This window comes from Saccharopolyspora antibiotica, from assembly GCF_047200635.1.
In the GTDB taxonomy this organism is placed as follows: Bacteria; Actinomycetota; Actinomycetes; order Mycobacteriales; family Pseudonocardiaceae; genus Saccharopolyspora_C.
The window spans coordinates 227,303-239,332 of record NZ_JBJZOI010000007.1 but is presented as its reverse complement, the minus strand read 5'-3'; the positions used below and the strand labels follow the sequence as shown (position 1 = coordinate 239,332).

The window sequence follows — 12,030 nt, the reverse complement described above, 5'->3', positions numbered from 1 at the left end:
AGCCGAAGTTCACGTCCGCGCAGGAGTAGAACGCGTTCGACGTGTCGGCGATGTCCCAGACACCCAGGATCACGTGCTTGCCGGTCTTGCCCTCGGGCATCGCGCCGGTGTGCGTGTAGGTGTTGGGCGGCTGCTCCCCGCCGTAGTCCACGTCGATGAACGGAGCCGGTTCGAGCTGCTCCCGCGAGAGCGGCTTGGTCGGGTCCCAGCCGTCCTTGGTCACGTAGTAGCGGAACGACGTGGTGGAGTGCGCCGCGGTGATCTTCCACTGGAACTGGAAGTCCTGGCCAGCGGTCACGTCGGTGGTCGGCCACTCGCCGCCGCGCGGGTCGTCCAGCTCGGAGAACTGCTCCAGGCCCGCGGAGCAGATGCCGCCGTCGGCGGGACCGGCCTCGGGGAAGCCCTTCGGGCCCTCGACGCTCTGCGGCTCCCACTGGATCGCGCCGCAGTCGCTCAGCGCGCCGTTGGAGCAGGCCTCCTGGCGGCTGGCCGGGCTCTGGACGAATCCGTGGCTGTTCGCGACTCCCGAGGTGAAAACCGGTAATGCCAAGCCGGCGATGCTCAGTGCCGCAATACCGATCGTGCTTTTAACACGTTTTCTGAGCATTATGAGTGCTCCTTTCTGGATCGGTGCCGCAAAATTACTTCTCACTCATCTGGCTTAATAGCTCCGTTCCGGGCAACATGAGAGTTGCAGACCGGCCGCCAGTGGTCCAGACCTTGACTCCAGTTGGTCTAGTCCAAGATCGCCGACGGCGTCACCGCGAGCGGCTGTTCAGAAGTGAGGGGTGCGGGCCCCGAACACGAAGAAGGCCCCGCCGGAAACCGGCGGGGCCTTCGTTTGAGCGGATGACGGGACTCGAACCCGCGACCCTCACCTTGGCAAGGTGATGCGCTACCAGCTGCGCTACATCCGCATCAGAGCCGAGGACCGATCCGATCACCGGAGTGATCTTCGCGCCCCTCGAAGCGCTGTTGGGAACACTGTAGCCCATCGTCCGGTCCGCGTTCGCGGGGGGTCGTCGAGAGGTCGCTCGCGGTCCCGGCCTGCCGCGATGCGCGCTCCGGGGAGCGGGGCTGGTCCATCCGGCCGGTGTGATCGACAATGGTCGGGTGCCGCCGAGTTTCACCCGCGAGGCCGATGGCGGGGGCGATACCGTGTCGGCACGCTCGGTGACGGCGCGCCGCGCCGTGCGGTGGCAGCACGACCGAACCAAGAACGCCCGGCGCCGGGCGAGGAGGCGACGATGAACCGGGTGGTGCGGGGCTCCGACGGCCGGCTGTGGACGGTGCGGTCCAGCCTGGAGTGGTCCAACCCGATCGCGGGGGACGACTTCGAGCACGACGTGAACGGTGGTGCGGGGCCCGCGATCCTCATGTTCGGGGTGCTGCTGGTGCTGGCCACGACGTTCGTGCTGTGGACGCCCCCGGGCGTGTACGTGCCGATCTGGCTGATCCTCGCCTTGATCGCGATCGCGCTGTTCTTCCCGGTCCGCTGGTTGCTGCACCGGCCGTGGACGATCATCGCCGAGACCCCGGGCGAGGAGGAGCACCAGCCGGAGCGCTGGGTCGGCGTGCAGCGCGGCTTCCTCAACGTCCGCCAGGAGACCGCGAAGATCGCCCGGCAGATCGAGCTCTACGCCGAACCCGACATGAACGGGTCGTTGCAGCCCACCGAGTGAACCGCTCCCCGGTCGAGCCGTCGGCGACCCGCTGATCCTGGCATCCTGGAGCGGTGCCCGAGCTGCCCGAAGTCGAGGCGTTGGCGCGGCACCTGCGGGAGCACGCCGCGGGCCGCGAGGTCGCGCGCGTGGACGTCGCCTCGCTGAGCGTCCTCAAGACCACCGATCCGCTGCACACCGCGCTGCACGGCCGGGCGGTCACCGGCGCGGGCCGGTTCGGCAAGCACCTCGACCTGGACTGCGACGGCCTGCACCTGGTCGTGCACCTGGCGCGGGCCGGCTGGCTGCGCTGGTCCGACGCGCTGCCGTCCGCGCCGCCGAAACCCGGTCGCGGACCGATCGCGCTGCGGGTGCACCTCGGCGGCCCCGGCTTCGACCTGACCGAGGCGGGCACCCAGAAGCGGCTCGCCGCCTGGGTGGTGCGCGACCCGGCCGAGGTCCCCGGCGTGGCGAAGCTGGGCCCGGACGCGCTGGAGATCTCGGAGCCCGGGTTCGCCGAGGTGCTGGCGGGGCGCACCGAGCGGATCAAGACGGTGCTCACCGACCAGTCCCGGCTGGCGGGGGTCGGCAACGCCTACTCCGACGAGGTCCTGCACCGCGCCCGGCTCTCGCCGTTCGCGACCGCGGGCCGGCTGGACGAGCCGGCGGTCCGGCGGCTGCACGCCGCGCTGCGCGAGGTGCTCGAGGACGCGGTGCGGCGCTCCGAACACCAGGACGCGGCGCGGTTGAAGGCGGAGAAGCGCTCCGGGCTGCGGGTGCACGGCCGAACCGGGCTGCCGTGCCCGGTGTGCGGCGACCTGGTGCGGGAGGTGTCGTTCGCGGACCGCTCGCTGCAGTACTGCCCGACCTGCCAGACCGGGGGCCGGCCGCTGGCCGACCGCCGGATGTCGCGGCTGCTGAAGTGAGCGGGCGCCCGGCGCGGCGGGCTTCGGACCGGGGGCGCAGCGACCGTTCACCGAGCGCATTCGTCTACCCGGCGCTGTCTTCTTGATTCCGCGCGGGCCGGGGCAGAATACTGGTGCGGTGCCGGAGCTGTTGACCGAGCGGACCGTGCTCACCGCCCTCGCCGCCCTCGCCGTGCTCGGGATGTTCGTGCTGCTGTGCCGCTCCCGCCGGGTGAGCACCTCGGTGGAGGACGCGATGCTGACGGCACTGCACCACGTGACGGGCGCCGCGCCGTTCCTCCGCGCGGGCATGACCCAGGAGTCCGCCGACAAGACCGCGCCGCACCTGCGCGAACTGCTGTCCTGCGTGGCCGTGGGAGTGGTGGACGCCGACGGCACGCTGCTGAGCTGGGACGGGGATGCGAACGAGCACTACGCGGACCTGCGCGGCAAGATCGAGATCGCGCTGCGCGACGGCAAGCGGGAGTACGTCGACCACACCGATCTGCTCTGCGACCAGCGGCCGTGCCTGATGCGCTACGGCGTGGTGGTGCCGCTGGAGGTCTCCGGCGAGATCCGGGGCGCGCTGGTGATCATCAGCGGCGGGGACCGGAAGCGGCTGCTGCGCGCGGCCAGCGAGGTCGCCCACCACGTCTCCACGCACCTGGAGCTCGCCGAGCTGCAGGAGTCGAAGGAGAAGCTGGCGCACGCCGAGGTGCGGGCGCTGCGCGCGCAGATCTCCCCGCACTTCATCTACAACGCGCTCAACACCATCTCCTCGCAGATCCGCAACGACCCGGAGCAGGCCCGCGACCTGCTGATGGAGTTCGCCGACTTCACCCGCTACTCGTTCCGCTCGACCGGGCTCTACACGACGCTGGCCGACGAGATCCGCAACATCGACCGGTACCTGATCCTGGAGCGGGCGCGCTTCGGCCCGGACCGGCTCAAGGTGCAGCTCAAGATCGCGCCGGAGGTGCTGCCGGTGGTGGTGCCGTTCCTGGCGCTGCAACCGCTGGTGGAGAACGCGGTGCGGCACGGGTTGGCGACCAAGCCCGGCGGCGGCACGGTGTCGGTGGTCGCCGAGGACCGCGGCTCCGAAGCGCTGATCAGCGTGGACGACGACGGGATCGGGATGGACCCGAACCGGCTGGACGCGGAGCTGGCCAACGCGCACCTGACCGGCGCGCACGTGGGGCTCGGCAACATCAACAACCGGATGCGGGCGACCTTCGGGGACGACTACGGCCTGGTCGTGGAGACCGCGGAGGACGCAGGCATGAAGGTGATCATGCGGGTGCCGAAGTTCGCACCGGGAGTGCTGCCGCTGCCGGTGGCCGCTTTCGACGAGCCCTCCCCGGCCGCCTCGCCGGGCCGCTGACCGGTCGTCCGGGATCGACCGCCGCCCGCTCGCGAGCCGGTAACGTCGTGGCATGAACGCCAACGCCCCGCAGAAGCTGACCGACGTCATCACCGGCAAGCTCACCTCGAAGCTGCCGCCCAAGCTGGCCGAGCGGGCGGAGCGCGGGCCGGTGGTCGCGGTGGTCAAGCTGCACGGCACGATCACGCCGACGCCGGGCCCGGTCAGCCGCGGAACGATCTCGATGCAGACCGTGGAATCCGCGTTGACCAGGGCGTTCGCCCACGACCGGCTGTCCGCGGTGATGCTCTCGATCAACTCCCCGGGCGGGGCGCCCACCCAGTCGGCGCTGGTCGCCGACCGGATCCGCGGGCTGGCCGCCGAGAAGAAGGTGCCGGTGCTGGCGTTCTGCGAGGACGTGGCCGCCTCGGGCGGGTACTGGCTGGCCTGCGCCGCCGACGAGATCTACGCGCACCGCACCTCGCTGGTCGGCTCGATCGGCGTGGTGAGCTCCGGGTTCGGGCTCAGCGGCCTGCTGGAGCGCTTCGGCGTCGAGCGCCGGGTGCACACCGCGGGGGAGAACAAGGTCCGGCTGGACCCGTTCAGCCCGGAGAAGGACGAGGACGTGCGCTGGCTGCGGGGCCTGCAGGACGAGCTGCACGGGCAGTTCACCGGCTGGGTCCGGGAGCGGCGCGGTGACCGGATCGCCACCGGCGCGGACGTGTTCACCGGAGAGGTGTGGACCGGGGAGCGGGCGAAGGAGCTCGGGCTGGTCGACGGGCTCGGCACGTTGCGCGGGATCGTCAAGGAGCGGTTCCCGAAGGCGCACGTCGTCGACGTCGAACCCCGCAAGCCGCTGCTGGCCCGGATCAGCGCGGGCGCGCCCGGAGCCCGGCTCGGCGCCTCGGCGGCCTCGCTGGTGGACGCGCTGGAACAGCGCGCCCACTGGTCCCGCTTCGGCCTCTGACCGAACCGCTTCCCCGGCCGGGTCCGTGGTGGTGCCGGTCTCCGGGAGGTCGTCGGCACCGCCGCGCTCCGCCCACCCCGCCGCCCGCGCGTCCGGCCGCACGACGTACGTTGATCGGACGGCGTGACGCACTTCACTGGAGCGCTTCCCGCGGCAAGCCCTGCGTCGCTCGGCCTGGTGCGGCCACAATGATCGAATCGGCGGCTTCCGCGGCCCCTCGCTCGAACGATGCCGCGCCGACCGGCCGGAACCCCGCGAACGCGCGTCGCGGTGCCACCGCCGGAGATCTGATCGTGGACAGTGCGCCGCCGGGCGCGGCAGGATAGGCATTACTGTGAGTATTCAACCGGACGCGAGCGGTCGGGACGGCACCTCGGGACTCGTGGTGCTGGCGGTCGACGACGAGATGGCCGGGCTGGACGAGATGAAGTTCCTGCTCGAGAACAACCCGCGCGTGAGCAAGGTGCTGCTCGCCTTCGACGCGGCCGAGGCGCTGCGGCTGCTGCGCAGCGACGACCAGCTCCGGTCCCGCGATGGCGGGGAGTCCGTCGTGGACGGCGTGTTCGCCGACGTGTCCATGCCCGGGCTCAGCGGCATGGAGCTGGCCCGGGTGCTCAACGCGTTCAAGCAGCCGCCCTCGCTGGTGTTCATCACCGGCCACGAGGAGAACGCCCTCGAAGCGTTCGAGGTGGGCGCGCTGGACTACATCATGAAGCCGGCCGACGCCGACCGGGTCGACCGGGCGCTGCGCAACATCGAGCGCACCAAGGCCGAACGCGCCGCCGGAGGCCGATCCGATGCCGCGGCCGCGGAACACCCCGCCGCCGACGAGGACGAGGTGATCCCCGTGGAACTCGCCGGGACGACGAAGATGGTGTCCCGCAAGACGGTGCGCTGGGTGGAGGCGCAGGGCGACTACGCGCGGCTGCACACCACCGACGGCGGATCGCACCTGGTGCGGATCCCGTTGGCGCAGCTGGAGGAGCGCTGGGCGGATGCGAACTTCATCCGCATCCACCGCTCCTACCTGGTGTCGATGTCGCTGGTCAGCGAGCTGCGGATGTCGTCGTCCGGCTATTCGGTGCTGCTCGGGGGCGGTGAGCCCAAGGAGCTGCCGGTCAGCAGGCGGCACACCCGCGAGCTCAAGGACCGCCTGGTTCGGGCGCCCCGGCAGGGCTGGGGGTCGCAGGGATGAGACGGCAGGCATGACCGCCGAGCAGCAGTCGTCGAGCCCGTCCGGCGGCCGCCGTCCCCGCAGGCAGCGCGTGGTGCTGTCCGATCGGCGCCGCACGCGACCGGTGGCCCGCACGATCGTCGAGCTGGAGGAGCAGACCAGCGTCGGGGAGGTGCTGGTCCGCTACCTGGTGCGCGCCCAGATGCGGAGCGCGCTGCTGATGACGGGACTGCTGGTGGCCGGGTTGTTCTCGCTGCCGCTGCTGTTCTACGCGCTGCCGTCCCTGGGAGACGTGGTGATCGCCGGAATCCGGTTGCCCTGGCTGGTGCTCGGGGTGCTGCCGTACCCCTTCATGGCCCTGATCGGCTTCTGGTACTCGCGGGCCGCGGCGCGGCACGAACGGGACTTCCTGCACATGATCGAGCGGTGAGCGGTGGCCTCGATGCCGGAGAGCTCGGTCCTCTTGGCGTGGGCAGCGATCGCCGTCGTGGTGGTGGCGACCTTCGCGATCGGCGCCTGGGGGTCGAGCCGCGCCCGCACGACCTCGGACCTGCACCGCGCGCGGCGGCTGGTGCGGGAGGAGCGCAACGCGGCGGCGATCTCCGGTGAGTACCTGTCGGCGGCCTCGTTCCTGGGGGTCGCGGGCCTGATCCTCAAGGACGGGTCGAACGCGCTCTGGTACCCGATCGGGTTCGCCTCGGGCTATCTGGCGGTGGTGCTGTTCATCGCCGCGCCGCTGCGCCGATCCGGTGCCTACACGGTCCCGGACTTCGCGGTGGTGCGGCTGGATTCGCCGCGGTTGCGCGGGCTGACCACGGCGTTGGTGCTGGTGATCGGGTGGATGTACCTGGTGCCGCAGTTCCAGGCGGCGGGGCTGACCTTCTCGGTGATCGCGGAGTTGCCGGCGTGGGCCGGGGTGCTGGTGCTGCTTCCGGTGGTGCTGGCGAGCGTGCTCAGCGGCGGGCTGCGCGCCGTGACGCTGGTGCAGGCGTTCCAGTACTGGCTGAAGCTGTTCGCCATCACCTTCCCGGCGTTCGTGCTGTTCGGGGTGTTCCTGCTGGGCGGCTCGGCGGAGTCGAAGCTGAACGAGCCGGGCCCCGTCTTCGAGCGGCCGACCGCGGTGGACGTGGGGACTCCGGTGGTCCTGCGGGTCTCCGAGCCGACGCGGCTGGAGGTCACCGCCGAGCGGGAGGTCCCGGGCGGCCCGCTGCAACCGGACGGCCGGGCCGTGGTCTGGGTGCAGCCCGGCGAGTACGACGTGGACGCGGGCAGCGTGCTGGCTTTCCGGGCGGGCGCCGCGGTGCCGGTGGTGCTCGGCGCGGAGGCGGACAACGGGTCGTGGACGCACCCGGGAACCGGTGATCCGGGGGAGCTGGTGAGCACCTACTCGCTGATCGTCGCGACCTTCCTGGGCACGATGGGCCTGCCGCACGTGCTGGTCCGCTTCTACACCAACCCCAGCGGGCACGGGGCCCGCCGCACGGCGCTGTTCGTGGTGGTGCTGCTGGGCACCTTCTACCTGTTCCCGACGGTGCTCGGCCTGCTGTCCCGGTTGTTCGTGCCGAAGCTGCTGGTCACGGGCCAGACGGACGCGGCGGTGCTGCTGCTGCCGGGCGCGATGCTGGCGGGCTGGCCGGGCGCGCTGCTGGCCGCGCTGACGGCGGCGGGCGCGTTCGCCGCGTTCGCGTCGACCTCGTCCGGGCTGGTGGCGAGCGTCGCCGGAGCGGTGTCCTCGAACGTCCAGCGGCTGAAGGCCTGGCACCAGCGGGGACTGCTGGTGGTGGCGGCGGTGGTGCCGGCGGGGCTGGCGCTGCTGGTGGCGGAGCAGGACCTGGCCCGCAGCGTGGGGCTGGCGTTCGCGATGGCGGCGTCGACGTTCTGCCCGCTGCTGGTGCTGGGCGTGTGGTGGCGTCGGTTGACGGCGAACGGGGCGGTGGCGGGGCTGCTGTCCGGGGGAGGGGCGGTGCTGCTGGCGGCGGTGGCGGGCGCGCTGCGGCCGCACCTGGCGGGACTGGCCGGGGAGTTGGTGCGCCAGCCCGCGCTGCTGAGCGTGCCGCTGGCGTTCCTGGTGATGGTCCTGGTCAGCCTGGGCACGAAGCAGCGGTTGCCGGAGGGGGTCTCGCGGCTGATGCTGCGGATGCACGCCCCGGACCGGCTCGGCTTCCAGGACGACCGCCGCCCCCGGCGTCCGGTGCCGAAGGACTCCGGGGGGCGTCACCGCCGGTGATCGTCGGTGGTGCGATGCCGCGCCCGCTCGCCCGGCGCTCGCGGACGATCCGTTGACCTGCGCGGACGTGGCTTTGGGCCGAATGAGTGACCTAGGTGACTCATGTCACTATATGTGGCAATATTGTCCGTTTTGGGCCTCGCTGACCACCCAGCGGATTGATATCAATCCCCTTTCGGGGCCTTCCCGGATGCGGGTGAATTACGTAGCGTTCGCGCGTCGATAGGAGACAGAGGTCACACGGCGCCGGTGAGTGCGGCCTCGCCCGACTCAGGAGGAAACCGTGAGCGCCACGGGCCAGAGCGATCCCAGTCCCGGCATCGACGCCGAAACCTGGGCGGAAGCCCAGCGCAGCCCCGAGTTCGCCGCGCTCCGGCGACGGCTGCGGAACTTCGTGTTCCCGGTATCGGCGGTGTTCCTCGTCTGGTACCTGATCTACGTCCTGCTCGCCGACTACGCGCACGGATTCATGAGCATCAAGCTGGTCGGCAACATCAACGTGGGCCTGGTGCTGGGCCTGCTCCAGTTCGTCTCCACCTTCCTCATCACGACCCTCTACGTCCGGTACGCGAACCGGAACCTGGACCCGGTCGCCGAGCAGATCCGCGAGCGCCTGGAAGGGGAGCAGCGATGACCGCAGAACTCCTCGCGCAGGACACCGACACCGCGGCGAACCGCTGGCTCAACATCGGGATCTTCGCGGTGTTCGTGCTGATCACGATGGTGGTCGTGGTCCGGGCCAGCCGGAACACCCGCACCGCCGCGGACTACTACGCGGCGGGCCGCGCGTTCACCGGACCGCAGAACGGCATCGCGATCGCGGGCGACTACCTCTCGGCCGCCTCCTTCCTCGGCATCGCCGGGGCGATCGCGGTCTACGGCTACGACGGGTTCCTCTACTCCGTCGGCTTCCTGGTCGCGTGGCTGGTGGCGCTGCTGCTGGTCGCGGAGCTGCTGCGCAACACCGGCCGCTACACGATGGCCGACGTGCTCAGCTTCCGGATGCGGGAGCGGCCGGTGCGCACCGCCGCCTCGCTGTCCACGCTGGCCGTGTCGTTCTTCTACCTGCTCGCGCAGATGGCCGGGGCCGGCGGGCTCATCGCGCTGCTGCTGGGCATCGAGAGCAAGGGCCAGCAGGCGATCGTGATCGCGGTGGTCGGCGCGCTGATGATCCTGTACGTGCTGATCGGCGGGATGAAGGGCACCACCTGGGTGCAGATCATCAAGGCGGCGCTGCTCATCGCCGGTGCCTTCGTGATGACGATCTGGGTGCTGGCCACCTACGGCTTCAACCTGTCCGGGCTGCTCGGCGCGGCCGTGGAGCGGGCCGGGGACGGCGGCGAGGCGCTGCTCAACCCGGGCGCGCAGTACGGGAAGACCGAGGCGAGCAAGCTCGACTTCGTCTCGCTGGGCATCGCGCTGGTGCTGGGCACCGCCGGATTGCCGCACGTGCTGATGCGCTTCTACACGGTGCCCACGGCGAAGGAGGCGCGCCGCTCGGTCGTCTGGGCCATCTGGTTGATCGGCCTGTTCTACCTGTTCACGCTGGTGCTCGGGTACGGCGCGGGTGCGATGGTCGGGCCGGACGCGATCAAGGACGCGCCGGGCGGGGTGAACTCGGCGGCGCCGCTGCTGGCGTTGCAGCTGGGCGGACCGCTGCTGCTCGGGTTCATCTCGGCGGTCGCCTTCGCCACCATCCTCGCGGTGGTCGCCGGGCTGACGATCACGGCGTCGGCCTCGTTCGCGCACGACATCTACGCGAACGTGATCAAGAAGGGGAAGGTCGACGACAAGCGGCAGGAGGTGCGCGTCGCGCGGATCACCGCCGTGGTGATCGGCGTCGTGTCGATCCTGGGCGGCATCGCGGCGAACGGGCAGAACGTGGCGTTCCTGGTGGCGCTCGCGTTCGCGGTCGCGGCCTCGGCGAACCTGCCGACGCTGCTGTACTCGCTGTTCTGGAAGCGGTTCAACACCACCGGCGCGCTGTGGAGCATCTACGGCGGGCTCGCGGTGACGGTCCTGCTGATCGTGTTCTCACCCGCGGTGAGCGGCAACGAGGACGCGATGTTCCCCGCGCTGGACTTCGCCTGGTTCCCGCTGAAGAACCCGGGCCTGGTCTCGATCCCGGTGTCGTTCCTGCTCGGCTACCTCGGCACGGTGGTCAGCAAGGAGCCGCACAACGCCGCGAAGTACGCCGAGATGGAGGTGCGCTCCCTGACCGGAGCGGGCGCCGAACGCTCCGCCGCCGAGCACTGACGCGCACCGCCCCGCGCGGGGCCGGACGGATGAGCCCCAGCGGCCCTCCTCGCGACACCGATGCCCGACGGCGCCGGTGTCCCGCGAGGGGGGCCGCTGAGCGCGCGGCGGTGCCGGTCGGCCGGGGCGCCGAGGGCCGATCGCCCTCGCGGGCGGGTACCTCACGCCGGACCCACGGTCGGCGTGGCAGCATCGGGGCGTGACCACACCGATGCAAGTGCCCGGGGTGCAGCCCGAGGAGCTGCCCGCCGAACTGCCGACGGCCGCCGCCGCGCTGCTCGACGTCCGCGAGGCCGACGAGTGGGCCGCCGGCCACGCTCCCGGCGCCCGGCACATCCCGATGAACGAGGTCCCGCAGCGGCTCGACGAGCTGCCCGAGGCCGACCAGATCTACGTCGTGTGCCGCTCCGGCGGCCGTTCGGCGCGGGTCACCGCGTACCTCAACGCCCACGGCTGGGACGCGGTGAACGTGGAGCGCGGCATGAACGGCTGGGCGGCGATCGGCCGCCCGGTGGTCTCCGACGAGCCGGACGCCGAGGCGTACGTGCTGTGAGGCCGCCGCCGGAGCCCGGCGCACCGCAGCCGACCCTGCGGGTGGAGTGGGTGGCCGCTCCGCCGGGAGGGCTGCGCCCGCGCCGCCGACGCGAGCCGGAGAAGCGCTACACCGGCCCGCCGTCCTACCCGGTCGTGCCGAGGTGGGGCTTCCCGCTGCTGGGCTGGCGCTGGCCGCTGGCGCTGCCGACCCGGCCTCGGGTCGACCCGGTGCAGCGGGTGGCCTGGTACTCGGGGACGGCCTGGTCGGCGCTGTGGCTGACGGCCGCCGTGTCCGGGGTGGCCGCGATCGCCGAGGCCTGGCGCTACGCGCTGCTGCTGATGAGCCGCGGGTCCGCGCTCTCCAAGGTCGCGCTGGACCTGTCGGACACCCTGGTGGTGACGGCGGGCGTGCTGAGCTGGCTGCTCGCCGCCGGGGCCGGGGTGCTCTCGGTGCTCTGGCTGCTGTGGGCGCGCCGGGCCTCGGCCGAGCAGCTGGGCGTGCTGCCGCGCCGCCCGGAGTGGCAGGTCGTCGCGGGCGTGCTGGTGCCGGGTCCGAACCTGGTCGTGCCGGGGACGGTGGTCGCGGAGCTGGAGCACGCCGTGCTGGCGTCCGCCGGGGACCGCGACCCGGCCGCCCGGCCGCGACCGTCGCGGCTGGTCGGCGCCTGGTGGATCGCCTGGGCGGTGAGCCTGCTGCTCGGGTGGGCGACGTTCGGGTGGGGCTTCCGCGCGGGCGTGCAGGCGATGGCCGACGGCGTGGTGCTGCACTTCTGGGCGGACGTGGCGGCCGCGGTGTGCGCGGTGCTCGCGATGCGCGTGGTCAACGCGGTGACGAACCTCATCGTGCCGTTGGATCCGACGCTGCTGCCCCGGCACCAGGTGCTCGGCGTGCGCGGTGCCCCCGAGCCCGGCCGCCCCGATCGCCCGGCCACGGCCCCCCGCTGAC

12 protein-coding genes and 1 tRNA gene are annotated in these 12,030 nt (G+C 71.9%); 11 read left to right on the top strand and 2 right to left on the bottom strand.

The features are described from left to right. Together ACL03H_RS07910 and ACL03H_RS07905 are read right to left on the bottom strand one after the other, a co-directional pair. Positions 1–550, bottom strand: a 550-nt coding sequence (locus tag ACL03H_RS07910) for a lytic polysaccharide monooxygenase auxiliary activity family 9 protein (RefSeq protein ID WP_412810441.1), incomplete at its 3' end; no start/stop codon positions are given. 294 nt (positions 551–844) lie between these two features. Continuing rightward, a tRNA-Gly gene (locus ACL03H_RS07905) sits at positions 845–917 on the bottom strand. A 330-nt stretch (positions 918–1,247) separates the two neighbouring features. Here ACL03H_RS07905 and ACL03H_RS07900 point away from each other — a divergent pair. From ACL03H_RS07900 to ACL03H_RS07850, 11 genes are all read left to right on the top strand, one after another. After that, entirely contained in the window at positions 1,248–1,682 is a 435-nt protein-coding gene (locus tag ACL03H_RS07900; protein ID WP_412810440.1) for a DUF983 domain-containing protein, read from the top strand. A gap of 53 nt (positions 1,683–1,735) precedes the next feature. After that, on the top strand, positions 1,736–2,587 hold the full coding sequence (locus ACL03H_RS07895; RefSeq protein WP_412810439.1) for an Fpg/Nei family DNA glycosylase: 852 nt from the start codon (positions 1,736–1,738) through the stop codon (positions 2,585–2,587). Positions 2,588–2,705: 118 nt separating this feature from the next. Further along, a complete protein-coding gene (locus tag ACL03H_RS07890; protein WP_412810438.1) occupies positions 2,706–3,947 on the top strand; it encodes a sensor histidine kinase in 1,242 nt (413 codons plus the stop codon). Between the two features lie 52 nt (positions 3,948–3,999). Then, on the top strand, positions 4,000–4,893 hold the full coding sequence (locus tag ACL03H_RS07885) for a S49 family peptidase (protein WP_412810437.1): 894 nt from the start codon (positions 4,000–4,002) through the stop codon (positions 4,891–4,893). A gap of 334 nt (positions 4,894–5,227) precedes the next feature. After that, entirely contained in the window at positions 5,228–6,088 is an 861-nt protein-coding gene (locus tag ACL03H_RS07880; RefSeq protein WP_412810436.1) for a LytR/AlgR family response regulator transcription factor, read from the top strand. A gap of 10 nt (positions 6,089–6,098) precedes the next feature. Continuing rightward, positions 6,099–6,497, top strand: coding sequence for a hypothetical protein (locus ACL03H_RS07875; protein WP_412810435.1), 399 nt, complete (start codon positions 6,099–6,101; stop codon positions 6,495–6,497). 12 nt (positions 6,498–6,509) lie between these two features. Further along, a complete protein-coding gene (locus ACL03H_RS07870) occupies positions 6,510–8,294 on the top strand; it encodes a sodium/solute symporter (RefSeq protein WP_412810434.1) in 1,785 nt (594 codons plus the stop codon). A gap of 283 nt (positions 8,295–8,577) precedes the next feature. Beyond that, positions 8,578–8,928, top strand: coding sequence for a DUF485 domain-containing protein (locus tag ACL03H_RS07865; RefSeq protein ID WP_412810433.1), 351 nt, complete (start codon positions 8,578–8,580; stop codon positions 8,926–8,928). Continuing rightward, complete coding sequence (locus ACL03H_RS07860) at positions 8,925–10,550, top strand: solute symporter family protein (RefSeq protein WP_412810432.1); 1,626 nt, start codon at positions 8,925–8,927, stop codon at positions 10,548–10,550. The genes ACL03H_RS07865 and ACL03H_RS07860 overlap by 4 nt, the downstream gene beginning before the upstream one ends. A gap of 211 nt (positions 10,551–10,761) precedes the next feature. Further along, positions 10,762–11,103 carry a rhodanese-like domain-containing protein gene (locus ACL03H_RS07855; protein ID WP_412810454.1) on the top strand — a complete coding sequence of 114 codons (342 nt, stop codon included), beginning with the start codon at positions 10,762–10,764 and terminating at the stop codon, positions 11,101–11,103. Next, on the top strand, positions 11,100–12,029 hold the full coding sequence (locus ACL03H_RS07850) for a DUF4328 domain-containing protein (protein WP_412810431.1): 930 nt from the start codon (positions 11,100–11,102) through the stop codon (positions 12,027–12,029). The genes ACL03H_RS07855 and ACL03H_RS07850 overlap by 4 nt, the downstream gene beginning before the upstream one ends. Position 12,030 lies beyond the last annotated feature (1 nt).